This is a genomic window from Streptomyces sp. NPDC056361 (assembly GCF_042262805.1).
In the GTDB taxonomy this organism is placed as follows: Bacteria; Actinomycetota; Actinomycetes; order Streptomycetales; family Streptomycetaceae; genus Streptomyces.
On record NZ_JBHJQI010000065.1, the window covers coordinates 13659 to 38597 of the forward strand.

25 protein-coding genes are annotated in these 24939 nt (G+C 71.4%); 8 read left to right on the forward strand and 17 right to left on the reverse strand.

What is annotated here, in order from left to right; genetic code table 11:
• Window positions 1-42 precede the first annotated feature (42 nt).
• Both ACFCY7_RS21675 and ACFCY7_RS21680 read left to right on the forward strand, forming a co-directional pair.
• A complete protein-coding gene (locus tag ACFCY7_RS21675; protein WP_376487446.1) occupies window positions 43-885 on the forward strand; it encodes a hypothetical protein in 843 nt (280 codons plus the stop codon).
• A 118-nt stretch (window positions 886-1003) separates the two neighbouring features.
• Window positions 1004-1192, forward strand: coding sequence for a hypothetical protein (locus ACFCY7_RS21680; protein ID WP_376487447.1), 189 nt, complete (start codon window positions 1004-1006; stop codon window positions 1190-1192).
• 248 nt (window positions 1193-1440) lie between these two features.
• On the opposite strand, the gene ACFCY7_RS21685 is transcribed toward ACFCY7_RS21680, so the two are convergent.
• The gene (locus tag ACFCY7_RS21685) at window positions 1441-1794 is read right to left on the reverse strand and encodes a metal-sensitive transcriptional regulator (RefSeq protein WP_376487449.1); all 354 of its coding nucleotides are present in this window, start codon (window positions 1792-1794) and stop codon (window positions 1441-1443) included.
• Between the two features lie 193 nt (window positions 1795-1987).
• Here ACFCY7_RS21685 and ACFCY7_RS21690 point away from each other — a divergent pair, with 193 nt between their 5' ends.
• A complete protein-coding gene (locus ACFCY7_RS21690) occupies window positions 1988-2608 on the forward strand; it encodes a DUF47 domain-containing protein (RefSeq protein ID WP_030495503.1) in 621 nt (206 codons plus the stop codon).
• A gap of 5 nt (window positions 2609-2613) precedes the next feature.
• The gene (locus tag ACFCY7_RS21695; protein ID WP_376487451.1) at window positions 2614-3612 is read left to right on the forward strand and encodes an anion permease; all 999 of its coding nucleotides are present in this window, start codon (window positions 2614-2616) and stop codon (window positions 3610-3612) included.
• Between the two features lie 96 nt (window positions 3613-3708).
• Here ACFCY7_RS21695 and pstB read toward each other — a convergent pair whose 3' ends face one another.
• From pstB to mshD, 11 genes are all read right to left on the reverse strand, one after another.
• The gene (gene pstB, locus ACFCY7_RS21700; RefSeq protein ID WP_376487454.1) at window positions 3709-4485 is read right to left on the reverse strand and encodes a phosphate ABC transporter ATP-binding protein PstB; all 777 of its coding nucleotides are present in this window, start codon (window positions 4483-4485) and stop codon (window positions 3709-3711) included.
• Window positions 4486-4509: 24 nt separating this feature from the next.
• Window positions 4510-5580, reverse strand: coding sequence for a phosphate ABC transporter permease PstA (gene pstA, locus ACFCY7_RS21705; protein ID WP_376487456.1), 1071 nt, complete (start codon window positions 5578-5580; stop codon window positions 4510-4512).
• The gene (gene pstC, locus ACFCY7_RS21710; protein WP_376487459.1) at window positions 5577-6551 is read right to left on the reverse strand and encodes a phosphate ABC transporter permease subunit PstC; all 975 of its coding nucleotides are present in this window, start codon (window positions 6549-6551) and stop codon (window positions 5577-5579) included. The genes pstA and pstC overlap by 4 nt, the downstream gene beginning before the upstream one ends.
• A 136-nt stretch (window positions 6552-6687) precedes the next feature.
• Complete coding sequence (gene pstS / locus ACFCY7_RS21715) at window positions 6688-7830, reverse strand: phosphate ABC transporter substrate-binding protein PstS (protein ID WP_376487461.1); 1143 nt, start codon at window positions 7828-7830, stop codon at window positions 6688-6690.
• A 235-nt stretch (window positions 7831-8065) separates the two neighbouring features.
• Window positions 8066-8488 carry an NUDIX hydrolase gene (locus ACFCY7_RS21720; RefSeq protein ID WP_376487462.1) on the reverse strand — a complete coding sequence of 141 codons (423 nt, stop codon included), beginning with the start codon at window positions 8486-8488 and terminating at the stop codon, window positions 8066-8068.
• Complete coding sequence (locus ACFCY7_RS21725) at window positions 8485-9702, reverse strand: CHAD domain-containing protein (protein ID WP_376487464.1); 1218 nt, start codon at window positions 9700-9702, stop codon at window positions 8485-8487. Before ACFCY7_RS21725 ends, ACFCY7_RS21720 begins: the two co-directional genes overlap by 4 nt.
• Window positions 9689-11932 carry an RNA degradosome polyphosphate kinase gene (locus tag ACFCY7_RS21730; protein WP_376487465.1) on the reverse strand — a complete coding sequence of 748 codons (2244 nt, stop codon included), beginning with the start codon at window positions 11930-11932 and terminating at the stop codon, window positions 9689-9691. Before ACFCY7_RS21730 ends, ACFCY7_RS21725 begins: the two co-directional genes overlap by 14 nt.
• Window positions 11933-12142: 210 nt before the next feature.
• On the reverse strand, window positions 12143-13126 hold the full coding sequence (locus tag ACFCY7_RS21735) for an ABC transporter permease (protein WP_376487467.1): 984 nt from the start codon (window positions 13124-13126) through the stop codon (window positions 12143-12145).
• Entirely contained in the window at window positions 13123-13962 is an 840-nt protein-coding gene (locus tag ACFCY7_RS21740; RefSeq protein ID WP_376487469.1) for an ABC transporter ATP-binding protein, read from the reverse strand. The genes ACFCY7_RS21735 and ACFCY7_RS21740 overlap by 4 nt, the downstream gene beginning before the upstream one ends.
• Window positions 13959-14348 carry a GntR family transcriptional regulator gene (locus tag ACFCY7_RS21745; RefSeq protein ID WP_376487502.1) on the reverse strand — a complete coding sequence of 130 codons (390 nt, stop codon included), beginning with the start codon at window positions 14346-14348 and terminating at the stop codon, window positions 13959-13961. Before ACFCY7_RS21745 ends, ACFCY7_RS21740 begins: the two co-directional genes overlap by 4 nt.
• 115 nt (window positions 14349-14463) lie before the next feature.
• Complete coding sequence (gene mshD / locus ACFCY7_RS21750) at window positions 14464-15390, reverse strand: mycothiol synthase (protein ID WP_376487471.1); 927 nt, start codon at window positions 15388-15390, stop codon at window positions 14464-14466.
• Window positions 15391-15541: 151 nt separating this feature from the next.
• Between mshD and ACFCY7_RS21755 the strand changes: the two genes are divergently transcribed.
• Together ACFCY7_RS21755 and ACFCY7_RS21760 are read left to right on the forward strand one after the other, a co-directional pair.
• Window positions 15542-17374, forward strand: a complete 1833-nt coding sequence (locus ACFCY7_RS21755; RefSeq protein WP_376487473.1) for a bifunctional metallophosphatase/5'-nucleotidase — start codon at window positions 15542-15544, stop codon at window positions 17372-17374.
• 131 nt (window positions 17375-17505) lie between these two features.
• On the forward strand, window positions 17506-18357 hold the full coding sequence (locus ACFCY7_RS21760; protein WP_376487475.1) for a phosphatidylinositol-specific phospholipase C: 852 nt from the start codon (window positions 17506-17508) through the stop codon (window positions 18355-18357).
• On the opposite strand, the gene ACFCY7_RS21765 is transcribed toward ACFCY7_RS21760, so the two are convergent.
• The 5 genes from ACFCY7_RS21765 to ACFCY7_RS21785 all read right to left on the reverse strand — a co-directional run bounded on the left by ACFCY7_RS21765 (window position 18322) and on the right by ACFCY7_RS21785 (window position 23583).
• Window positions 18322-19776: a sensor histidine kinase gene (locus ACFCY7_RS21765; protein ID WP_376487476.1), complete on the reverse strand. Its 1455-nt coding sequence runs from the start codon at window positions 19774-19776 to the stop codon at window positions 18322-18324. The genes ACFCY7_RS21760 and ACFCY7_RS21765 overlap by 36 nt on opposite strands.
• Entirely contained in the window at window positions 19773-20516 is a 744-nt protein-coding gene (locus ACFCY7_RS21770; RefSeq protein WP_376487477.1) for a response regulator transcription factor, read from the reverse strand. The genes ACFCY7_RS21765 and ACFCY7_RS21770 overlap by 4 nt, the downstream gene beginning before the upstream one ends.
• Before the next feature lie 32 nt (window positions 20517-20548).
• The gene (locus tag ACFCY7_RS21775; protein WP_376487479.1) at window positions 20549-21616 is read right to left on the reverse strand and encodes a S1C family serine protease; all 1068 of its coding nucleotides are present in this window, start codon (window positions 21614-21616) and stop codon (window positions 20549-20551) included.
• A gap of 107 nt (window positions 21617-21723) precedes the next feature.
• The gene (locus ACFCY7_RS21780) at window positions 21724-22749 is read right to left on the reverse strand and encodes a LacI family DNA-binding transcriptional regulator (protein WP_367824662.1); all 1026 of its coding nucleotides are present in this window, start codon (window positions 22747-22749) and stop codon (window positions 21724-21726) included.
• A gap of 24 nt (window positions 22750-22773) precedes the next feature.
• Complete coding sequence (locus tag ACFCY7_RS21785) at window positions 22774-23583, reverse strand: response regulator transcription factor (protein WP_376487481.1); 810 nt, start codon at window positions 23581-23583, stop codon at window positions 22774-22776.
• Window positions 23584-23799: 216 nt separating this feature from the next.
• Between ACFCY7_RS21785 and ACFCY7_RS21790 the strand changes: the two genes are divergently transcribed.
• The gene (locus ACFCY7_RS21790) at window positions 23800-24633 is read left to right on the forward strand and encodes an alpha/beta hydrolase (protein WP_376487483.1); all 834 of its coding nucleotides are present in this window, start codon (window positions 23800-23802) and stop codon (window positions 24631-24633) included.
• Between the two features lie 45 nt (window positions 24634-24678).
• Window positions 24679-24933 carry a MoaD/ThiS family protein gene (locus ACFCY7_RS21795; protein WP_376487485.1) on the forward strand — a complete coding sequence of 85 codons (255 nt, stop codon included), beginning with the start codon at window positions 24679-24681 and terminating at the stop codon, window positions 24931-24933.
• Window positions 24934-24939 lie beyond the last annotated feature (6 nt).

Sequence of the window (24939 nt, forward strand, 5' to 3'; positions counted from 1 at the left end):
GTCCCGGGCAAACAGCGGTGAGGCGTTGGGGGTTGGCAGGACATGGTGGTGCAGCCGTACGGGAGTCCGCGGGGCCGGAGGAGCGGGGCGTTCGCCGTCACCGCCGTCCTGGTCGGCTCCCTCACCGGAGCCGCGGCGGTCTCCGGGTGCACGGCCCCCGAGGACCCCAAGCCCGTGGGCGACCCCGTCCTCACCGTGCGGAACGCGGCCGACGGGCTGGTGCGGGCCGGCACCTCGAAGGCGAGCACCTCGATGGAGATGGCGTCCGGCGGCACCCGGGTCACCATCCGGGGCGAGGGCGGCTACGACTTCCGGCGCCGCACCGGCCGGCTCCAGGTGGTGCTGCCGAAGGACGCGGCCGGCGCGAGCGAGCACCGGCCGATCACCGAGCTCCTCACCCCCGGCGCGCTCTACATGAAGAACCGGGGCGCCGGCGTGCCCGCCGACAAGTGGGTCCGCGTCGACACCACCACCCTCGACGACGGGAACCTCGTCACCGGCGGCGCCACCGACCCCGGCGCGGCGGCCGAGCTGCTGCGGGGCGCCCTGGAGGTCACGTACCTCGGCGAGGTCGAACTGGCGGGGGTGAAAGTCGGCCACTATCGGGGCGTCGCCGACATCGCCCACGCGGCCCGGGCGGCCTCGCCGCAGCTGCGCGGGGCGCTCGCCGCGGCGGCGAAAGGGTTCGCCAAGGACACGGTGCCGTTCGACGCCTACCTGGACCGGGAGGGGCGGTTGCGGAAGGTGCGCCACCAGTTCAGCTTCAGCAACCAGGGCCGCACGGTCGCCGTCGCGTCGACGACGCTGCTGTACGGGTTCGGGGCGCCCGTCGAAGTGACGCTGCCGGACCGGCGGCACATCTACGCCGGGAAGATCGAGGCCTGACCTGGCCGGGTGATGGTGCGGACCATCGGCAAATGGTCCGGACGTGTCATGCGCGGTGCGTCGCCCCGTCCCTACGCTGGGAGACCGCTGGGAGACCGACGCCGGCAGGAAGAGGTGGATGCGCGTGGCCCCGCCCGGTACAGCAACCGTGCCCGCAGACCCGGACTGCGTCGCCCTCGCCGAGATCGAACTGTGCGGCGACCTGATCATCGCGGCGTCGGCCGCCGCCGACGGGGAGCGGCTCAGCGCCGACCGGATCGACGAGGTCCTGCGCGTGGCGGCCGAGCGGGCCGCGCGGGACCTGTGACGACCGGGCCGTACAGAGGGAATCCGGCGGCCGGGCCGTACGGGATCCCCCTGGGGTACGGCCCCGCGGTGCCCGCGCCGGTCGGGGTGGGCACGGCACCCGGGCCGGTCGGGTCGGGCATGGCACCTGCGCCGGTCGGAGCGGGTGCGGCCCTCGGGGCGACCAGGGCGGGTGCGGCCCTCGGGGCGACCGGGTCGGCTGCGGCACCCGCGCCGGCCGGGCCGATTGCGGCCCGTGCGCCGGCCGGGTCAGGTGCGGAGCATGCGGGCGATGGCCTTCGTGGCCTCCTCGACCTTCTCGTCGATGCCCGAGCCGGAGGCCGCCGCGTCCGCGACGCAGTGCCGCAGGTGCTCCTCGAGGAGCTGGAGCGCGAAGGACTGGAGCGCCTTCGTCGACGCCGACACCTGCGTGAGTATGTCGATGCAGTAGACGTCCTCGTCGACCATCCGCTGGAGGCCGCGGATCTGGCCCTCGATCCGGCGGAGCCGCTTGAGGTGCTCGTCCTTCTGCTTGTGGTATCCGTGCACGCCGTGCCCGTGGTCGGCCGGTTCGACCGTCTCGACGGTGTCGGGGGTGACCTGGTCCGTCTCGGTGGTCGTCATCGCGTCCTCCCGTTGTCCAGAAAGGGGGTGTATACCCCTCGTGGGTATATGGTACCGATCCCCGCCGTTCCGGGCGGGGGCACGTGCAGTTCACTGTGCCTGATGGGCGACACTGAGAGGACGCCGGTTAGCCGTGGCCGGATGATGCGCCTAGCATCAGCCTGACCGAAACCCAGCACCCCGAGGACCTCACGTGCGATTTCGTCTGACCCCCAGGGAGACGAGCTTCTACGACATGTTCGCCGCGTCCGCGGACAACATCGTCACGGGCTCCAAGCTCCTGATGGAACTGCTCGGAGCGGAGCCTTCCGCCCGGGCCGAGATCGCGGAGCGGATGCGGGCAGCGGAGCACGCCGGCGACGACGCCACCCACGCGATCTTCCACCAGCTGAACTCCTCTTTCATCACGCCGTTCGACCGTGAGGACATCTACTCCCTCGCGTCGTCCCTCGACGACATCATGGACTTCATGGAAGAGGCCGTCGACCTGGTCGTCCTCTACAACATCGAAGAGCTCCCCAAGGGTGTCGAGCAGCAGATCGAGGTCCTGGCCCGCGCGGCCGAGCTGACCGCCGAGGCGATGCCGAACCTGCGGACGATGGACAACCTCACGGAGTACTGGATCGAGGTCAACCGGCTGGAGAACCAGGCCGACCAGATCCACCGCAAGCTGCTCGCCCACCTCTTCAACGGCAAGTACGACGCCATCGAGGTGCTGAAGCTGAAGCAGGTCGTCGACGTGCTGGAAGAGGCGGCCGACGCGTTCGAGCACGTGGCCAACACGGTGGAGACCATCGCGGTCAAGGAGTCCTGAGCTTCGTGGACACCTTCGCCCTGATCGTGACCATCGGTGTCGCGCTCGGCTTCACGTATACGAACGGCTTCCACGACTCCGCCAACGCCATCGCCACCTCGGTGTCGACCCGGGCGCTGACCCCCCGGGCCGCGCTCGCGATGGCGGCGGTCATGAACCTCGCCGGTGCCTTCATGGGCAGCGGGGTCGCCAAGACCGTCAGCGAGGGGCTCATCGAGACCCCGACCGGCGACAAGGGGATGGGCATCCTCTTCGCCGCGCTCGTCGGCGCGATCATCTGGAACCTCGTCACCTGGTACTTCGGCCTGCCGTCCTCCTCCTCGCACGCCCTCTTCGGCGGCATGGTGGGCGCGGCGCTGGCCGGTGGCACCGAGGTGATCTGGGGAGGCGTCCTCGACAAGGTCGTCATCCCGATGTTCATCTCCCCGGTGGTCGGCCTCGTCGTCGGTTACCTGGTCATGTGCGTGATCCTGTGGATGTTCCGCAAGTCCAACCCGCACAAGGCCAAGCGCGGCTTCCGCATCGCGCAGACGGTGTCGGCGGCCGGCATGGCCCTCGGCCACGGTCTGCAGGACGCGCAGAAGACCATGGGCATCGTGGTGATGGCGCTGGTCATCGCCGATGTGCAGCAGGCCGGCGACGACATCCCGGTGTGGGTGAAGATCGCCTGTGCCGTGATGCTCTCGCTCGGTACGTACGCGGGTGGCTGGCGCATCATGCGGACGCTCGGCCGCAAGATCATCGAGCTGGACCCGCCGCAGGGCTTCGCGGCGGAGACCACCGGCGCGTCGATCATGTTCGGCTCGGCGTTCCTCTTCCACGCGCCGATCTCGACGACCCACGTCATCACCTCCGCGATCATGGGCGTCGGCGCCACGAAGCGCGTCAACGCGGTGCGCTGGGGCGTCGCCAAGAACATCATCCTGGGCTGGTTCATCACCATGCCGGCCGCGGCGCTGGTCGCCGCGGCGAGCTACTACGTGGTGCGGCTGTTCTTCGGCTGACGGCAGGGTGCGGGAAATGGTCGGGCCCGGCTTCCCTTGTGGGGAGCCGGGCCCTTCGTCATGCGGTGGCACCGCCATGCAGCACCGCAGACGTGTTTATCCGAAGCGGCCGGAGATGTAGTCCTCGGTCGCCTGGACGCTCGGGTTGGAGAAGATGCGCTCGGTGTCGTCCAGCTCGATCAGCTTGCCGGGCTGGCCGACCGCCGCCAGGTTGAAGAAGGCGGTGCGGTCCGAGACGCGGGCGGCCTGCTGCATGTTGTGCGTCACGATGACGATCGTGAAGCGCTCCTTCAGCTCGCCGATCAGGTCCTCGATGGCGAGGGTGGAGATCGGGTCGAGGGCGGAGCAGGGCTCGTCCATGAGCAGGACGTCCGGCTCGACGGCGATGGCGCGGGCGATGCACAGACGCTGCTGCTGACCGCCGGAGAGGCCGGAGCCCGGCTTGTTCAGGCGGTCCTTCACCTCGTTCCAGAGGTTGGCGCCCTTGAGGGACCGCTCGACGATGTCGTTCAGCTGGGACTTCTTGTAGCTGCCGTTGAGCCGCAGGCCCGCCGCCACGTTGTCGAAGATCGACATGGTGGGGAAGGGGTTGGGGCGCTGGAAGACCATGCCGACCGTGCGGCGGACGGCGACCGGGTCGACGTTCGTCCCGTACAGGTTCTCGTCGTCCAGCATCACCTTGCCCTCGACGCGGCCACCGGGGGTGACCTCGTGCATGCGGTTCAGGGTGCGCAGGAAGGTGGACTTGCCGCAGCCGGACGGGCCGATGAAGGCCGTCACGGAGCGGGGCTCGACGGTCATCGAGATGTCGTCGATCGCCTTGTGGGCGCCGTAGTAGGCGGAGAGGCCGCTGACGTCGATGCGCTTGGCCATGTGAATCACTTCCTATTGCCGCGGTCAGCGGCCGGTCTTCGGGGCCTTCCAGCGGGCGATGCCGCGGGCCACCAGGTTGAGGATCATGACGAAGGCGATCAGGACGAGCGCGGCGGCCCAGGCGCGGGCCACGGCGGCGTCGGTGCCGACCGCGTACTGCTCGTACACGTAGAGCGGCAGGGAGGACTGGGCGCCTTCGAAGGGGTTCGGGTTGATGAGCTTCGTACCGAACACGAGGAGCAGGATCGGAGCCGTCTCACCGGTGATGCGGGCGACCGCGAGCATGACGCCCGTGGTGATGCCGCCGATCGCGGTGGGCAGGACCACCTTCAGGATGGTGCGCCACTTGGGGATGCCGAGGGCGAGGGAGGCCTCGCGGAGCTCGTTCGGGACGAGCTTGAGCATCTCCTCGGTGGAGCGGACCACGACCGGCATCATCAGGATGGCGAGGGCCATCGCGCCGGCGAAACCGGAGGGACCGAATCCCAGCATCAGGTTCCAGGTGGCCAGGATGAAGAGGCCGGCGACGATCGACGGGATGCCCGTCATGACGTCGACGAAGAAGGTGACGGCCTGGGCGAGCTTCCCGCCCCCGTACTCGACGAGGTAGACCGCGGTCAGCAGGCCGATCGGCGCGGCGATCAGGGTCGCGATGCCGACCTGCTCGATGGTGCCGAGCAGCGCGTGGTAGACGCCGCCGCCGGCCTCGGCGTCGAGGACGCCGTTCATCGAGTGGCTCAGGAAGTAGCCGTCGAGGACGTCCATGCCCTTGCTGATCGTGACCCACGCGAGGGAGAGCAGCGGGACGACGGCGAGGACGAACGAGACCCAGATCAGGCTGGTGGCGACACGGTCCTTGGCCTGGCGGCTGCCCTCGACCTTGGTGGTCACGCCGAAGGTGAGGAGGACGAAGAGCAGCGCGGCGATCAGGCCCCACTGGACCTTGCTGTGCCAGCCGGCGCCGAGGCCGATGCCGATGCCTCCGGCGATCGAGCCGACGGCGATGGCGGCCGGGGTCCAGCGGGGGAGCCGGGCGTGGGAGAGAGGCCGGCGCGGGGCCGCCTGGACCGGACGTTCCTGTATGGCGTGGCTCATGCCGCGGCCCCCGAGTACTCCTTGCGGCGGCCGATGATCCAGCGGGCGGCGCCGTTGACCAGCAGGGTGATGGCGAAGAGGACGAGACCGGACGCGATGAGGGCGTCCCGGCCGAACTCGTTGGCCTCGTTGAACTTGGCGGCGATGTTCTGCGCGAACGTGCCGCCGCCCGGGTCGAGCAGGTGGCCCGAGATGAGGAAGCTGGGGGAGAGGACCACGGCGACGGCCATGGTCTCGCCGAGCGCGCGGCCGAGGCCCAGCATGGAGGCGGAGATGATGCCGGAGCGGCCGAAGGGCAGCACCGACATGCGGATGACCTCCCAGCGCGTGGCGCCGAGGGCGAGGGCGGCTTCCTCGTGCATCCGGGGGACCTGGAGGAAGACCTCGCGGGTGACGTTGGTGATGATCGGAAGGATCATGATCGCCAGCAGGATGCCCACGGTGAAGAGGTTGCGGGCGACGCCGTCACTGGACTTGTCGAAGATGTACGTCCAGCCCATGTACTGGTCGAGCCACTGGTTCAGGCCGTCCAGGTACGGGACCAGGAAGATCGCGCCCCACAGGCCGTAGATGATGCTGGGCACGGCGGCGAGCAGGTCGACGACGTACGCGAGCGGCTTGGCCAGCTTGCGCGGGGCGTAGTGCGAGATGAAGAGGGCGATCCCGATCGCGACGGGCACGGCGATGAGCATCGCGATGACCGACGAGACGACCGTGCCGAACGCGAGGACGGCGATGCCGAAGACCGGCGGGTTCGCGGCCGGGTTCCACTCGAAGGTGGTGAAGAAGTTCGTGCTGTCCTTCGAGATGGCGAGGACGGCGCGGTAGGTGAGGAAGACCGCGATCGCGGCCATGATCACGAGGAGGGTGATGCCGGAACCTCGGGACAGGCCGCTGAAGATGCGGTCCCCGGGGCGGGACGCGTTCTTGGCGCGTCGGCTCCTCTGTATGTCTGGTGTGCTGGTAGCCATCTGCTTCTCCGGTCTGCGGCGCCCGTACGGCTTGTGCGGGCTCCTGGCGGCGGTGCACCGGATGCCGGGCCGGCCCCCCGCTCCGGTCCTTCGGGCGTGAGCCTTCGGGACGAGGGGGGCCGGACCCGGCCGGGGGTCAGGACAGGGTGGGGACGATCGCGCGGACCTTGGCCGCGATCTCGGCCGGGAGCGGGGCGTAGCCGGCCTCGGAGAGGACCTTCTGGCCCTCCTCGCCGGACGTGTAGGTGAGGAACGCCTTCAGGGTCGCCAGGGTCTCCGGCTTGTTGCCCTTGTCGCAGGCGATCTCGTACGTGACCAGGGTGAGCGGGTACGCGCCGTCGGCCTTGGTCGTGTAGTCGAGGGAGAGGGCCAGGTCGCTGCCGGTGCCCTTGACCTTGGCGGCGGCGATGGCCTTCGAGGCGTTCTCCGTGGTCGCGGCGACCGGAGCGGCGGCACCCGTGTTGATGCTGACCGTGGAGATCTTGTTCGCCGTGGCGTACGAGAGCTCGAAGTAGCCGATGGAGCCCTCGGCGTCCTTGACCGCGGTGGCGACACCGGAGGAGCCGTTGGCGGCCTGGCCACCCGGGGCGGGCCACGACTTGGTCTTCGGGTCGTACTTCCAGTCCGCCTTCGCGGTGGCCGACAGGTACTTGCCCAGGTTCTGGGTGGTGCCCGACTCGTCCGAGCGGTGGAAGGCCTGGATGGTGGTGTCGGGAAGCTTCGCGCCCGGGTTCAGCTTGGCGATCGCCGGGTCGTTCCACTTGGTGATCTTCGTGTCGAAGATCTTGGCGAGGGTGGGGGCGTCCAGGACGAGGTTGTCCACGCCTTCCAGCTTGTAGCCGATGGCGATGGGGCCGCCGACCATCGGAAGGTTGATGCCCTTGCCGCCCTTGCAGATCTTCTGCGACTCGGCGACCTCTTCGTCCTTCAGGGCGGAGTCGGAACCCGCGAAGGTGACCTGGCCCTGGTTGAACTTGGTGATGCCGCCGCCGGAACCGATCGCCTGGTAGTTGACCTCGACGCCCGAGCACGCGGCCTGGAAGTTCTTGACCCACAGGTCCATGGCGTTCTTCTGCGCGCTGGATCCGGCGGCCAGGAGCTGGCCCTTGGCGCCGTCACAGGCGATGTTCGACGCGGCCGCGGTGGTCTTGGAGGAGCCGTCCTTCGTGGGCGCGTCCGAGTTGTTGTCCGAACCACACGCCGAGAGGACGAGCGCACCGGAGACGACGAGGGCACCGATCGCGGAGGCGCGAAGCCCGTTCTTGCGCGAAAGCTTCACTTTCGGGTGTTCCTTCCAGAAGCCGCCCTGTCGCGGACCGTGTGTCCCGAACGTTCTACGGCGGCGTGTGTCGGTTGATCGGTGCGGCGTACTGCTTCGTGCACCGTGTAAGCCCGAAATTAGGCAGAACAGGTGAAGCGGTCGACGGGGGAGAGTGAACGGGAAGTGAACCGTGCCGTAAGCCCGGGTGCGGGGCCCTCGACCGGGCGGCGGCGCCACGGGCTCGCGCGGCCCGTCAGGGGTGGGGGGTGGTGAGGGCGGCGTCCAGGAGGGCGCGGTCGCGGGGTTGGGTGAGGCGGAGGCGGGCGGCGGGCGGGGGGAGCCAGAGGAGGACGTCGACCTCGGGGTTGGGGGTGAAGGTGCCGGAGAGGGCGCGGGCGGACCAGTAGATGACGTGCTTGGGGCGGCCGGCGACCGTGTAGTGGGCCGTGGGGAGGCGGGGGCCGAGCTCGCAGTGCCGGCCGGTCTCCTCGAGGACCTCGCGGAGGGCGCAGGCCCGCGCCGATTCGCCGCGCTTGCGCTTGCCCTTCGGGTGGGACCAGTCGTCGTACTTGGGCCGGTGGACGAGGGCGATCTCGATGCCGTGGCCGGATGGGGCCGGGCGCCAGAGGACGCAGCCCGCGGCGAGGACGGGCGGGGGGTCGGGGGCGGTGGTCATGGGACGGGTGCGGTGGTGCGGCGCCAGGCGTGCTGGAAGGCGAAGCGGGCGGCTTCGACCTCGTGGCGCTGGTCGGCGTGGAGGACGCCGAGGGCGTACGCGGTGGCCGGAGCGATCCGGGGGGTGCGGGCCGCCGTGGCGGCGGCGGTGGCCGCTTCGGCGGCGTCGCGGTGCCGGTCGAGGGCGCGGGCGGCCTCGTACAGGGCGGAGTCGGGTTCGCCGCCGGTGTGCAGGGCCTCGGTGGCGTACCGGTGCAGGCGCAGCAGGAGCCGGGTCTGGTGCCAGGGCGCGTCCTGCGTCTCCCCGGCGCCGAGACCGAGCGCCTCGGCGTTGTACGGGTGGGCCGCCCGGGTCAGGGGCAGCGCCGCCACCGCGTCGAAGAGGCGCCGTTCCGCGACCTCGGCGGGGCCGTCCAGGATCTCGACGGCGGGTGCCGCGCCCAACGGTCCGAGGGGCACCTCGGAGGCGAGCAGCGCGAGGGCGTCGGCGACGGCGTGGAACCGTGCGGAGCCCAGCGCCTGCAGGGCGGCCGAGTGGGCGCGCGTACGGGCCAGGGTCAGCTGCCGGTCCAGCAGGGCGCCGGCGCGGGCGGCACCCACGGAGAGCCCGTGCGCCTCGCTCCCGCGGGCGGCGGGCACGGCCGACCGGCCACCCGGGGAGCCGGACGCGCCGTTCTGGCTGCCGGGCGCGCCGACCTGGGAGCCGGACGCGTCGGGCTGGGTGCCGGGCGTGCCGCTCTCGGTGCCGGATGCGCCGACTCGGGTGCCGGGCGCGTCGCCCGTGGCCGTACCGGCGGAGTTCCCCGTGCCGGCCGCGCCCGAAGCCGTACCGCCCGGGCCCGTCCTGGTCGTCGGGGCCGTTCCGTGCCCCCCGCCGCCCGTTCCGTTCGACAGGCGGGAGAGGGCGTCGACGAGGCGGACGAGGCGGGAGGTGCAGGCGTGTTCGAGGGCGAGGGTGCCGGAGAGCCAGGCGAGTTCGGTGCGGAGCTGATCGGCCCAGGTGGGGTCGAGGAGGGGACGGAAGGTGTGGAGGGTGCCGCTGATGCGGCGGGCGGCACCGCGGAGGGTGCGGGCCGCCTCCTCTGCTCCGGCGGTGTCGGAGCCGCTCTCGTGGTGCAGGCGCAGGCCGCGGAGGAAGTCCGCGGCCCGCGCGTGCAGGTAGGGAGCGAGGACCTCGCCCGCCGTGATGTCCGCCGAGTGGTCAGGGTTGTGCACGCCGGCGCCTCCGCGCGTCGATGAGCATCTCCTGGACGTGCCGCAGGGGGCGGCCCTCGGGGTCGGTCGCGTGGCGCGTCCAGTTCCCGTCGGGGCCGAGGTGCCAGGAGGAGGTGGTGTCGGACATCCCGGTCTCCAGGAGCCGGGTGAGTGCGGCCCGGTGGGCCGGGTCGGTGACCCGGACGAGCGCCTCGATGCGGCGGTCCAGGTTGCGGTGCATCATGTCGGCGCTGCCGAACCAGACCTCGGGTTCGCCGCCGTTGCCGAAGGCGAAGACCCGGGAGTGCTCCAGGAAGCGGCCGAGGATCGAGCGGACCCGGATGTTCTCCGAGAGGCCCGTGACGCCGGGCCGTACGGCGCAGATGCCGCGGACCCAGATGTCGACGGGGACGCCGGCCCGGGAGGCCTGGTAGCAGGCGTCGATGACGGCCTCGTCGACCATCGAGTTGACCTTGATCCGCACGTACGCGGGCCGGCCGGCGCGGTGGTGGGCGATCTCCTTGGTGATGCGGGAGACCAGGCCGTCCCGCAGCGACTTGGGGGCGGTGAGGAGGCGCCGGTAGGTCTCGCGGCGGGAGTAGCCGGAGAGCCGGTTGAACAGGTCGGACAGGTCCGCGCCGACCTGCGGGTCGGCGGTGAGCAGGCCGAGGTCCTCGTACAGGCGGGCGGTCTTGGGGTGGTAGTTGCCGGTGCCGACGTGCGAGTACCGGCGGAGGAGTTCGCCTTCCTGGCGTACGACGAGCGACAGCTTGCAGTGGGTCTTCAGGCCGACGAGGCCGTACACGACGTGGCAGCCGGCCTCCTCCAGCTTGCGCGCCCACTTGATGTTGGCCTGCTCGTCGAAGCGGGCCTTGATCTCGACGAGGACGAGGACCTGCTTGCCGGACTCGGCGGCGTCGATCAGGGCGTCGACTATCGGGGAGTCGCCGGAGGTGCGGTACAGCGTCTGCTTGATCGCGAGGACGTCCGGGTCGGCGGCCGCCTGCTCCAGGAAGGCCTGGACGGAGGTGGAGAAGCTGTCGTACGGGTGGTGCAGGAGCACGTCCCGCTCGCGCAGCGCCGCGAAGATGTCGGGCGCGGAGGCGGATTCGACCTCGGCGAGGTCCCGGTGGGTGCCGGCGACGAACTTCGGGTACTTGAGCTCGGGCCGGTCCTGGCCGGCGATCCCGAAGAGTCCGGTGAGGTCGAGCGGGCCGGGCAGCGGGTAGACCTCGGCGTCGGAGATCTTCAGCTCGCGGACGAGCAGGTCGAGGACGTACGGGTCGATGGACTCCTCGACCTCCAGGCGCACCGGCGGCCCGAAGCGGCGCCGCATGAGCTCCTTCTCCAGCGCCTGGAGCAGGTTCTCGGCGTCGTCCTCCTCGACCTCCAGGTCCTCGTTCCGCGTCACCCGGAACATGTGGTGCGCGAGCACCTCCATGCCGGGGAACAGCTCCTCCAGGTGCGCCGCGATGACGTCCTCCAGGGGCACGTACCGCTGCGGCGAGGCCTCCAGGAAGCGGGACAGCAGCGGCGGCACCTTCACGCGCGCGAAGTGGCGGTGGCCGCTGACCGGGTTGCGGACGACCACGGCGAGGTTGAGGCTCAGGCCCGAGATGTACGGGAAGGGGTGCGCCGGGTCCACGGCCAGCGGGGTGAGCACGGGGAAGATCTGCTGCCGGAACAGGGTGAAGAGCCGTGCCTGCTCCTTCTCGGTGAGTTCGGGCCAGCGGATCAGGTGGATGCCCTCGTCGGCCAGGGCCGGGGCCACGTCCTGCTGGTAGCAGGCCGCGTGCCGGGCCATGAGTTCGCGCGAGCGCGTCCAGATCAGGTCGAGGACTTCGCGGGGCTGGAGGCCGGAGGCCGAACGGGTGGCGACGCCGGTGGCGATGCGGCGCTTCAGGCCGGCGACGCGGACCATGAAGAACTCGTCGAGGTTCGACGCGAAGATCGCCAGGAAGTTCGCCCGTTCGAGGAGGGGCGTCGTCGGGTCCTCGGCGAGTTCGAGCACCCGCTCGTTGAACGCGAGCCAGCTGCGCTCCCGGTCGAGGAAGCGTCCCTGGGGGAGCGCGTCCCCCAGGCTGCCGTCGTCCTCGTACGTGTCGGGATCGGCGTCCAGGCCGTGGTCCAGCTCTTCCACGGCGCTCGCGTTGACCACGAGCGGGCGGTGCGCGGCTATGGGACCGAGCGACGGCGGGGCGGACTGCTTGGCGGAGGGCTGGACCGGGACCTCGGCGGGCTGCTGGCTCATGGGCCCATTCTTCCGCGCAAAGGGGTGGTCGGGCGCGTCGGAGCGGGCCGTGGGGCCGGGAAGCCTCCCTTTGGGGAGGCTGGACACGGAGCGCTTCATTGCGTGAGCGTCGCAAGCGCGTCTGAATGGCCGGTAACGACGACATGTCGTACGGGAATCGGGGGCGGGGCCTTGTGCGGGCCCCGCCCCCGGGATGTCTACGCGTGTCCGCTACGCGTGCCGGGCGCGCAGGACGCGGAAGGCGGCGTAGAGGGTGAGGGCGGCGAGGGCGAGGAGGATGCCGGCCTCGATGAGCTGGGTGGGCCAGAAGTGGGACGAGGGGTGGAACTCGACGAACTGGCTGGTGACGCCGTGCCGGGCCTGGCACTGGGCTTCCAGCTTGCCCCACATGCCGGCGGCGGAGTCCGCGCCGGGCGTGGCCGCCACCTCCTCCCAGCAGATCAGCTCGTTGAAGCGGGCGCCGGAGGCGGTGAGCAGCCCCGATCCCGTCACGTAGGCGTCCGCCGGGACCAGGAGGGCGGGGCCGGCCGGGCCGGTGACCGTCGTCACGGAGAGGAAGGACCAGCGCAACGAGCTCAGGACGGCGAGGACGACGCCCATGACCAGGCCGGTGGCCGCCATGGCGACGAGGGTGCGGCGGACGAGCTGGCCGATGAGGGCGCCGACGGCGACGGCCGCGAGGACGTACGCGAAGAGGACGATGCCGGAGGCCTCGTACTGGCCGCGGTCGGACCAGGTGAGGCCGTAGCTGCCGGAGACGCGGTTCCAGCCGATGTGGAAGACGCCCAGGAGGGCGAGCAGGGTGAGGAAGGCGACGGTGGTCGCGGTGACGAGCTTGGCGCGGAGCCAGGCCGCCGGGCTGATCGACTGGGTGAGGGAGAGCTTGTACGTCCCCGACTCGAATTCGCGGGCGACGAGCGGGCCGGCGACGAAGGCTCCGGCGAGCAGCGGCAGGAGGAGCAGGTACGTGCCGGCGTGCTCGACGGCCAGGCGGAGCGTCTCGTAGCCGCGGTTCTCGTCGGCGGGCACCCAGTAGCCGTCCTGCACCCAGCGGTCGGGGGTCTGCGCGTCCCACAGCCGCAGGCCGCCGATCACCGCCAGCGACACGACGACCGCGGCGGCGGCGAGCCACAGGGTGCGGCGGTACTGGCGGACCGTCACCCAGTAGGGGCCCTTGAGGGAGAGGGTGCTCATGCGGAGGCTCCTTCGGGGGCGCGGAGGTGGGCGAGGAGGAGGTCTTCGAGGGAGGGTTCGCTGGTGTCCCAGGGGCCTTCGACGGGGCCTTGGCGGCGGATCAGGGCGGTGAGCTGACGGCCCGTGGTGCGGGACTCGACGACCGTGTGCGGGGCGAGGTCGGCGACCGGGCCGGTGAGCAGGGTGTGGGCGGCGAGGAGGTCGTCGACGGCTCCTTCGAGGCGGACCTTGCCGCCGTGGAGGAGGATCAGGTGGTCGCAGGAGCCTTCGAGCTCGGTGAGGATGTGCGACGACATGACGACGGTGGTGCCGTGTTCGGCGGCGTCGGCCATGAGCAGGCCCATCAGCTGGTGGCGGGCGAGCGGGTCGAGGTCGGCCATCGGCTCGTCCAGGAGCAGCAGTTCGGCGCGCTTGCCGAGGGCGAGGGCGAGGGCGACGCGGGTGCGCTGGCCGCCGGAGAGGTCGCGCACGGGGGCGTGCGGGTCGAGTTCGCCGGCGATCACCCGTCCGGCGGCGGCCTCGTCCCAGCGGCCGGGGTTGAGCTCGCGGCCCATGCGCAGGGTGTCGGCGACGGTGAGCCGGGGGTGGAGCGGCTTGTCCTGGGCGACGTACGCCACGTCCTCGCGGGCGGGGGCCTTGATCGTGCCCTCGGTGGGGCGGAGGAGCCCGGCGGCGAGGGCGAGGAGGGTGGACTTGCCGGCGCCGTTGGGGCCGACGAGGGCGCAGATCCGGCCGGCGGGGAGGGCGAAGTCGCACTCCCGCAGGGCCCAGCCGCGCGCTCTCCCCCCGTACCGCTTGCCCAGGAGGTCGGCCTCCAGGGCGGTGTCCTTCGTCATCGTTCGTCGTCCCCCTCGAAATGTTCCTTCAGTACGGATGTGAAGAGCGCGGCCACGTCGTCCCGTTCCAGTCCCGCCGCGCGTGCCCGGCGGGCCCAGTCGGCGAGTTCGCCGCGCAGGGGCGAGTCGGCGGGGCCGGTGCCGAGGGTGGCGCGGACGAAGGTGCCGAGGCCGCGGCGGGCCTCGACGAGGCCTTCGCGTTCGAGTTCGCGGTAGGCCTTGAGGACCGTGTTGGGGTTGATGGCCGTCGCTTCGACGACCTCGCGTGCGGTGGGCAGTCGGTCGCCCGGTTCCAGGAGGCCCATCCGGAGGGCCTGTTTCGTCTGCTGGACGATCTGGAGGTAGGTGGCGACGCCACTGCGCCGGTCGATGCGGTACTCGACCACGTTCCTTTCCACCACCCTTTCACTAATCAAGTAGTGAAAGGGTGGTGGAAAGAAGGGGGCGGTGTCAACCGCCCCCTTCCCGGAGGGACTTACGACTCCGTGCGGTACGGGCCGCTCACGACTCCGTGCGGTACATCAGGTCCACCTCGTGCGTGGCGAAGCCGATCCCCTCGTAGACCCGCACCGCCGCCGTGTTGTCCGCGTCCACGTACAGCATCGCCGTGGGCAGCCCCTGGGCCGCCAGATGCCGCAGGCCGATCGCGGTGAGCGCCTTGCCGAGGCCACCGCCCTGCGCCTCCGGCAGGATGCCGACCACGTACACCTCGCCGAGCTGCTCCTCGGCGTGGGTCTTCGTCCAGTGGAAGCCGATCAGCTGCCCGTCCTTCTCCGCGAGGAAGAAGCCCTTCGGGTCGAACCACGGCTCGGCCGTCCGGTCGTCCAGGTCCCGCTGGGTGAGCGAACCCTGCTCGGGGTGGTGCGCGAACGCGGCGGCGTTGACGGCGAGCCAGGCGGCGTCGTCCCGGCCGGGCGTGAAGGTGCGGACGGTGACGCCCTCGGGCAGCACCGGCTCCGGGATGTCGAGCGGCACCAGCGGCCGCCGCAGCTGGCGCAGCTCCCGGAAGAGCGTCAGCCCGAGGACCTGCGCCAGGTGCCGGGCCGCCGACTTGCCGCCGTGCGCCCAGACGCGCAGCCGCTTGCCGGAGGCGCCGAGCAGCGCCGTGCCCAGCGCCCTGCCGTGGCCGCGGCCACGGTTCGCCGGGTGGACGACCAGCTCGGCGGCCGGCGCCTCGATCGGGTCGGTCTCCTCCAGTTGGGCGTATCCGTACAGCTGCGAGCCGACGGTGAGCAGGAAGTGCGTCACGCCCTCGCGCCTGCCGTGGCGCAGATAGAGCCGCCCCTGCTCGGACACGGCGTGCAGCCCGTCGGCGTGGTCGGCCGCCTCCAGCAGGTCCAGAACGTCCTGGACCTGCTCCGGCGTGAGCTCGTCATACGTGTGGATCTGCCGTCCGGGTTCGAGGGCCGGCGCCGTGTCGGAAGTCATGGACCCGAGCCTACGGCGACAGCTCGTCGGCAAGAGGCAACTGTCTTGTAACCAGCCACCCCCTGTTGCGCTACGCGCGTTGACTCTAGGCTGCACGCGCAACGGGGTGTAGATCAAGGCCGCGAATCGGGGCAAGGGGACAAGGGGAGAGATGGCAGCGACACCGAGGAAGAACAGGACCGCGCGGCGCATTCTGGTCGCAGGGGCGGGTCTTGCGACGGTCGGGGCGCTCGTCGCCGCGATGCCGTCGGCCGGGGCGGCGGGGGACGCGTACGCCACCGGTCAGGGGACGAACGGCAAGGGATGGGGCCGGATGGTCGACGTCCAGCTGCTGTCCTTCAACGACCTGCACGGCAACCTGGAGCCGCCGGCCGGTTCGTCGGGTCAGGTGACCCGGACGAAGGCGGACGGGACGACCGAGAAGATCGACGCGGGCGGTGTGGAGTACCTGGCGACGCACCTGCGCCAGGCCCGTGAGGGGAACCGTTACTCCATCACGGCGGCGGCCGGTGACATGATCGGCGCGTCGCCGCTGCTGTCGGGGCTCTTCCACGACGAGCCGACGATCGGTGCGCTGAACGAGCTGGGCCTGGACGTCACCTCGGTGGGCAACCACGAGTTCGACGAGGGCGCGGCCGAGCTGACCCGCATGCAGAACGGCGGCTGTCACCCGACCGCCGGCTGCTTCGTCGAGGGCGAGGAGTTCGAGGGGGCCGACTTCCCCTACCTCGCGGCGAACGTGACGAAGGAGAAGACGGGTCGGCCGCTGCTCGACCCGTACTTCATCTGGGAGAAGGACGGCGTCAAGATCGGCTTCATCGGCGTGACCCTGGAGGGCACCCCGAACGTCGTCACCGCGGAGGGCGTCAAGGGCCTGAAGTTCGGCGACGAGGTCGAGACGATCAACAAGTACACGAAGGTCCTGGAGCGCAAGGGCGTCAAGTCCATCGTCGCCCTGGTCCACGAGGGCGGCATGCCGGCCTCGGCCTCGTACAACTACAACTGCGACGGTGACGGCGACGGTGACGGCGAGGGCGTCTCGGGCGCGATCGTCGACATCGCCAAGAACGTCTCGCCGCAGGTCGACGCGCTGGTCACCGGCCACACCCACCAGGCGTACGTGTGCTCCATCCCGGACCCGGCGGGCAAGCCGCGCCTGGTGACCTCGGCGTCGTCGTTCGGCAAGCTGTACACGGACACGACGCTGACGTACGACCGCGCCACCAAGGACATCGTGCGGACGGCGGTGGCCTCGGCCAACCACGTCGTCTCGCGTGACGTGCCGAAGGCCGCGGACCTCACGGAGCTGATCGAGGACTGGCGCACGATCGCCGCGCCGGTCGCGAACCGCCCGCAGGGCTTCATCGCCGCCGACATCAACGGCCGCGGCTCCACGGCGTACGAGAAGCCGCTCGGCGACGTGATCGCGGACGCGCAGCTGGAGGGCCTGGCCCCGGCGGACAAGGGCGGCGCGCAGCTGGCCCTGATGAACCCGGGCGGCATCCGCTCGGACCTGGTCTTCAAGGCGTCCGGCGCCGAGGGCGACGGCGTGGTGACCTACGGCGAGTCGTTCACCGTGCAGCCCTTCACCAACATGATGAACGTGGTCGACCTGTCCGGCGCGAACCTGATCACCGCGCTGAAGCAGCAGGTCAGCGGCTCGAACCTGAACAGCATCAAGATCCTCCAGGTCTCGAAGGGCCTCACGTACACGCTCGACATGACGAAGGCGGGCGCGGACCGCGTCGTCGACGGCACGATCAAGCTGAACGGCGAGGCGATCGACCCGTCGAAGACGTACCGCGTCGCGATGAACGAGTTCCTCGCGGGCGGCGGCGACGGCTTCGCGGCCCTGGCCACCGGCACGAACAAGCTGGTCGGCGCCTCGGACCTCGACGTCTTCAACGCCTACCTGGCGAAGAACTCCTCGGCCGCCGCGCCGCTGCCGGTTCCGGCCGCGGACCGCATCACGGTCGTGAAGTGAAGTGAAGTGACGTAGCACCTGATCGGCCCTGAGGGGGCGGCGGACCGTTTCGGCGGGCCGCCGCCCCCTTGCCGTACTCCGGCGTGATCCGGCCTGTGCTTTTTGATGCGTACCTGTCATAGTGCGGTGCCATGGACCGACGACGATTTCTCGTGGGGGCGGCCGGAGCCGGCGCCGCACTGCTGGTCGGCGCGGCGCCCGCGGCGGCCGCGGACACGCGCGCGTGGATGGGCGGGCACGGGGACGGAACCGATCTGCGGCGGCTCAGCATCCCCGGGACGCACGACTCGGGGGCCCGGTTCGGCGGCGCCTGGAGCGAGTGCCAGAACACCACCATCGCCCAGCAACTGGACAGCGGCATCCGCTTCCTGGACGTGCGGTGCCGGGTGACCGGCGGGTCGTTCGCGATCCACCACGGGGCGTCCTACCAGAACATGATGTTCGGCGACGTGCTCATCGCCTGCCGGGACTTCCTCGCCGCGTACCCCTCCGAGACCGTCCTCATGCGGGTCAAGCAGGAGTACTCGGAGGAGTCCGACGCCACCTTCCGCGCCGTCTTCGACGACTACCTCGACCGGCGAGGCTGGCGCTCCCTCTTCCGCATCGGGGACGCGCTCCCCCTCCTCGGCGAGGCCCGCGGCCGGGTCGTGCTGCTCGCCGACAACGGCGGGCTGCCCGGGCTGAGGTGGGGCGGCCCGGCCTTCGCCGTGCAGGACGACTGGAACGCGCTGCCCGACGCCAAGTACCCGAAGATCCAGGCCCACTTCCGCACCGCCGTCGCGCAGCCGGGCCCGCTCTACGTGAACTTCGTCAGCACCTCCGCCTACCTCCCGCCCCGCTGGAACTCCGACCGGCTCAACCCCTGGGTGCACGGCTTCCTCGACAGCGCCGAGATGGCCGGCCGGACCGGGCTCGGGATCGTCCCGATGGACTTCCCGAACACCCGCTCAGGCCTCGTCGAGGCCCTCCTCCGGCACAACTGACAGCTCGGGCGGCGGCGTCGGCGCCCCCGGGAGCCGCAGCCGCGCCACGGTGCCGCCGCCCTCCGCGGGGGACAGCGACACCGTGCCGCCGGCCTGCTGCACCGTCCGCGCCACGATCGACAGGCCCAGGCCCGAGCCCGGCAGGCTGCGGGCCGACGGGGAACGCCAGAAGCGGTCGAAGACGTGCGGGAGCTCGTCGGGGGAGATGCCGGGGCCGTGGTCGCGGACCGTGAGCTCGCCCCGCATCAGGGACACCTCGACCCGGCCCCGCGGCGGCGAGAACTTCACCGCGTTGTCCAGGACGTTGACCAGGGCCCTTTCGAGCGCCGCCGGCTCCGCCCGCACGTACCAGGGCGCCAGGTCCGTGACGAACGACAGCTCAGGACCGCGCAGCCGCGCCCGGTCCAGGGCCGAGCGCAGGATGCCGTGCAGCGGTACGACCTCCAGCGGGCCCGGCCGCACCGTGTCGGGGCGGGACAGCTCCTGGAGGTCGCCGATCAGCGCGGCCAGCTCCGTCATCTGCGCCTTCACCGAGGCCATCAGGGCCCGCCGGTCGTCCGGCGGGATCGCCCGGCCGGTCTCCTCGCTGCGCGCCAGGAGCTCGACGTTCGTCCGGAGCGAGGTCAGCGGCGTCCGCAGCTCGTGACCCGCGTCGGCGATCAGCTGCGCCTGCCGGTCCCGGGAGGTCGCGAGCGCCGCCGTCATCGCGTTGAAGGAGCGCGACAGGCGGGCGATCTCGTCCTCGCCCTCCACCGGGATGCGGACCGTGAGGTCCTCGGTCGCGGCCACGTGCTCGACCGCCTCGGTCAGCCGGTTCACCGGCTCCAGACCGGTCCGCGCCACCCACAGGCCGGCCGCGCCCGCGCCGACGACCCCGATCCCGGAGACCAGGAGCAGGACCCAGCGCAGCGTGGACATCGAGTTGTCGATCTCGGCGAGCGGCCGGGCGACCGAGACCGCGAGCCCGATCGGGCCCTCCTGCGGGTAGGTGTAGACCCGCATCTCCCGCCCGGCGTCGTCCTGCACCGTGTGCAGGGCGTACTCCAGCTGCCCCCGCGCCACGCCGAGGTCGCCGGGACCGGCCGGGATCGCGGCCTTCCCCGAGGTGCAGACGCTGCCGTTGGCGAGGATGACCTGGACCGTGTACGAGCCCGCCACCGGCGGCGGCGTCGTGCCCTGCCGGCACAGCACGAGCAGGCTCTGCACCCCGTTCGGGTCCAGGCGGGTGCTGCGCAGCGACGAGTCCATCTCCGCCTCCAGCTGCGCCCGCGTCACGAACCAGCAGGCCAGCGACACCGCGGCCACCGCGAGCGCCACCGCGAGCGCGGTCAGCAGCGCGAGGCGCGACCGCAGGGGCCGCGAGCGGAACCACGCCAGGGGGTGGAGCGCGCGCGGACGCCGGGTCGGGTGATCCGTCACTCCCCGCCTCCTCCGCGCAGCGCGTAGCCCACGCCCCGCACCGTGTGGACGAGGCGCGGCTCGCCGCCGGCCTCGGTCTTGCGCCGCAGGTACATCACGTACACGTCCAGGGAGTTGGAACTGGGTTCGAAGTCGAAGCCCCAGACGGCCTTGAGGATCTGCTCGCGGGTCAGCACCTGCCGCGGGTGCGCCAGGAACATCTCCAGGAGCGTGAACTCGGTACGGGTCAGCTCCACGGTCCGCCCGCCCCGCGTCACCTCGCGCGTCGACAGGTCCATCCGCAGGTCCTCGAAGGCCAGCACGTCGGCGTCGGACGGGCCGGGCGACGCGGCGGAGGCGTACGAGCTGCGCCGGAGCAGCGCCCGGATCCGGGCGAACAGCTCGTCCAGCTCGAACGGCTTCACCAGGTAGTCGTCCGCGCCCGCGTCGAGGCCGGTGACCCGGTCGCCGACGGTGTCGCGGGCGGTGAGCATGAGGATCGGCACGGTCGAGCCGGCGGCCCTGATGCGGCGGGCCGCGGTCAGCCCGTCCATGCGGGGCATCTGGACGTCGAGGACGACGAGGTCGGGGGCGTACGGCTCCATCAGGCCCAGCGCGTCGAGGCCGTCGACGGCGACCTGGGTGCCGTACCCCTCGAAGGCGAGGCTGCGGCGCAGGGCCTCCCGCACCGCGGGCTCGTCGTCGACGATGAGGATGCGCTCGGCTTCGTTCTGCTGGCCCGTCAGGGGCTGTCCCGTCATGCGATCAGCGTCGCACGCCGTCCGTTCCCCGGTCAGTTGTCGCCGCCCGCGCGCAGGCTGTCGAGATCGGCCTTCACGGTGTCGATCGGGATGGCGAATCCGAGGCCGACGCTTCCGGCGGTGGAACCGCTCGAAGAACTGGGCGAATACATGGCCGAATTGATTCCGATGATCTCGCCGTTCATATTGATCAGCGCGCCGCCGGAATTCCCCGGGTTCAGCGAGGCGTCGGTCTGGATCGCCTTGTACGTCGTCTTCGACGAACCGGTGTCGCCGTTGAACTGCTGCCCGCCGAACTCGAACGGCCAGCCCTGCCGCGGGTCGTACTGCTGCCCGCCCTGCTGCTGGTCCTGGCCGCCGTCGTCCTTGGCGACCGTCACGTCCCGGTCGAGGGCGGAGACGATGCCGCTGGTGACGGTCCCGGTCAGGCCCTCGGGGGAGCCGATCGCCACGACCTCCTCGCCGACCTTGATCTTGGACGAGTCGCCGAGCGTCGCCGTCTTCAGGCCCGACGCGCCGTTCAGCTTGATCAGCGCCAGGTCCTTGTCGGGGTCCGTGCCGACGACGGTGGCCTCGTACGTCTTCCCGTCGCTGAGCTGCACGCTGACGGCGGAGGCGCCGGAGATCACGTGGTTGTTGGTGACGATCTCGCCGTCGGAGGTGATGATCACGCCCGAGCCGGTGGACTTGCCCGCGTTCGACGACGCCGAGATCTCCACGATGGCGGGGGAGACGGCCGCGGCGACCCCGGCGACCGTGCCCTTGCTGCTCGCGGACACGTTCGTGCCGTTCACCGCCGAGGACGCCGTGGCGGGCGCGTCGGACGTGAGCTGCTGGACCAGCGTCGCCGCGCCGCCGCCGATCGCGGCCGCCGCGATGGCCACCGCCGCCATGAGTCCGACCCCGCGCTTGGCGCGCCGCCGTGCCCCCGGCGCCGCCGCGGCGACCGCCACCGGCGGCTCCACGGGCGGCGGCGGCACGTGCCCGCCGGACGGCCAGATCGTCGTCCCCGGTTCCGTCGTGATCGGCTGCGTCGGCTCGTACGGCGGCCTCGGTGGGTAGTAGGGCTGCTGCGGCTGCTGCTCCTGGAAGTCCGTCATGGCCATCACTCTCGATGCTGTTCATGAGAGCCGCCTGAGGACCGGCTGAGAAGCCCGACAGAACCCTGTATGCCCTATATAAAGACCCGCGGGCGGACCGGGAGCGGCTACTCGTGGCAGCCGCAGGAGCGGCGCACCACCAGGGCCGACGGGAAGAGCTTCACGCGCTCCCGGCGGGAGCCCGCGACGCGGAGGGAGTCGTCGAGGACGAGGTCGACGGCGGCACGGGCCATGGCGGGGCGGTCCGAGGAGATGGTGGTCAGCGGGGGGTCGGTGAGGGCGGCTTCCTTGACGTCGTCGAAGCCGGCGACGGCGAGTTCGGTGGGGACCTCGATGCGGAGCTCGCGGGCGGCGCGCAGGACGCCGAAGGCCTGGTCGTCGGTGGAGCAGAAGATGGCCGGCGGCCGGTCCGGGCCCGCGAGCAGCTTGAGGGCGACCTGGTAGGCGTCGTAGCGGTTGTACGGGGCCTCGAACAGGCGGCCCTCGGTGGAGCGGCCGGCCTCCAGCATGGCGCGCCGCCAGCCCTCGACGTGGTCGGCGACCGGGTCGCCGACGGCCGGGGTGTTCGGAACGCCGCCGAGGCACGCCACGTACGGGTGACCGTGCTCCAGGAGGTGCCGGGTGGCGAGCTGGGCGCCGCCGATGTCGTCGGTGACGACGGCGACGTCGTCGATCGCCTCGGGCCGCTCGTGCAGCAGCACCACGCGCGCGTCCCAGGCCTCGATCTCGCTCGCGGCCTGCTCGCTCATGCCCTGGCTGACCAGGATCAGTCCGGAGACCCGCATCCCGAGGAAGGCGCGCAGGTAGTGGACCTCGCGCTCGGTCCGGTAGTCGGAGTTGCCGACGAGGACCATCTTCCCGCGCTCGGCGGCGGCCTGCTCGACGGCGTGCGCCATCTCGCCGAAGAACGGCTGCCGCGCGTCGGGGACGATCATGCCTATGAGATCCGTACGCCGGGACGCCATCGCCTGGGCCACCCGGTCCGGGCGGTAGCCCAGCTCCTTGATGGCGGCGAGGACACGCTCGCGCGTGGCCGGGGCGACCGGCCGGGGTCCGTTGTTGATGACGTAGCTCACGACCGCGGTAGAAGTACCTGCCAGTCGAGCTACGTCATCCCGCGTCACCTTGGCCACGCGCGGAAGTCTACGCGGGGGGACCTACCTACCGGCAGGTCGCACTGTGGCATCCGCCACGTTCGTGTCCTCCAAGGGGGTGGCATCCCCCGTGGCCTCCTTGACGAGGGAGCCCACCCGGGCCCCCTCCTTGGCGCGGGCCTCGTCGGCGGCCCGCTCCACCTTCTCCGGGGTGACGAAGCGGTAGCCGACGTTGCGGACGGTGCCGATCAGCGACTCGTGCTCCGGCCCGAGCTTGGCCCGCAGGCGCCGGACGTGGACGTCGACCGTTCGGGTGCCGCCGAAGTAGTCGTACCCCCACACCTCCTGGAGGAGCTGGGCGCGCGTGAACACCCGGCCCGGGTGCTGCGCCAGGTACTTGAGGAGCTCGAACTCCTTGAAGGTCAGGTCGAGGACCCGGCCCTTGAGCTTCGCGCTGTACGTCGCCTCGTCGACCGACAGGTCGCCGTTGCGGATCTCCATCGGGGAGTCGTCGGAGACGATCTGCTGGCGGCCCATCGCGAGCCGGAGCCGCGCCTCGACCTCGGCGGGACCCGCGGTGTCGAGGAGGACGTCGTCGATGCCCCAGTCGGCGGTGACGGCCGCGAGGCCGCCCTCCGTGACGACGAGGATCAGCGGACAGCCGGGCCCGGTGGAGCGCAGCAGCTGGCAGAGCGAGCGCACCTGCGGGAGGTCGCGCCGGCCGTCGACGAGGATCACGTCCGCGCCGGGGGTGTCCACGAGGGCCGGGCCCTCGGCCGGGGCGACCCGGACGTTGTGCAGCAGCAGGCCGAGTGCGGGCAGCACCTCGGTCGACGGCTGGAGGGCGTTGGTCAGGAGCAGCAGTGAGCTCATCGCTCCCCACCTACCCGGGTCGTCGGTCGGTAGTGCGTCGTTCGCTCTTCCATGACGTCGGTTCCTCCTCGGTCCCTGCGAGGACGTCTATGTGTGCTCACGTGTGGCTCTCGCGCCCTGAGAGCTTTTGTTCATCCGTCCGTAACAACGGTCGGAAAACACAAAAGGACCCGGGGGCTGCGTTGCCCGGATCCTCTGGCAAGCAGAATAGCCCACATGAGTTCCGAGGCAGAGGGCCGATTTCACATCCTGGATGTTTCCTCGCTCACTTCCGTCCATCCCCGGACGTCACGGCGCGCGATGCTGCGTACCGATGACGGTGTCCGGATCGAGGCGGTTTACGAACCCTCCGGGGCAAGTGTCACCGATTCGGCGGTCACCGGTACGGCGGTCGTCGTCGCCCACGGCTTCACCGGCTCGGCCGACCGGCCCGCCGTCCGCCGCGCCGCCCGCGTCCTCGCGGAGCGCGGCGCGTCCGTCGTGACCTTCTCCTTCCGCGGCCACGGCGGCTCCGGCGGCCTGTCCACGGTCGGCGACCGGGAGGTCCTCGACCTGTCCGCCGCCGTCCGCTGGGCGCGTGAGCTCGGCCACGCGCGCGTGGCGACGGTCGGCTTCTCCATGGGCGGGTCCGTCGTCCTGCGCCATGCGGCGCTGGAGCGGGGGACGGCTGCGAGCGCGGACGCCGTCGCCTCCGTCTCCTCGCCCGCCCGCTGGTACTACCGGGGGACGGCCCCGATGCGCCGCGTCCACTGGGTGGTCACCCGGCCCGCGGGCCGCCTCGTCGGCCGCTACGGGCTCCGCACCCGGATCGACCGGCGCTCCTGGGACCCGGTGCCCCTCTCGCCGGTGGAGGCGGTGCCGCTGATCGCGCCGACCCCGCTCCTCGTCGTGCACGGCGACCGGGACGCGTACTTCCCGCTCGACCACCCGCGGATGCTGGCCGGCGCCGGTGACGCGGAACTGTGGCTGGAGCGCGGCATGGGGCACGCGGAGAACGCGGCGGACGACGAGCTGCTCGCCCGGCTCGGGGACTGGCTCACGCGCTCATAGCCCATCATGGGGGGCGGCGCGCACACGAACGAAGGGAGCGCCGCTATGGCAGCGGGAACCATCCGCTACTGGGCCGCGGCCAAGGCCGCCGCCGGAGTCGCGGAGGAGCCGTACACCGCCGGGAACCTGGCGGAGGCCCTCGACGCGGTCCGCGCGAAGCACCCGGGCGAGCTGTCGCAGGTCCTCCTGAGGTGCTCGTTCCTGGTCGACGGCGACCCCGTCGGCACCCGGAGCCATGAGACGGTACGGCTTGCCGAGGGCGGCACGGTCGAGGTGCTCCCCCCGTTCGCAGGAGGGTGAACCCCA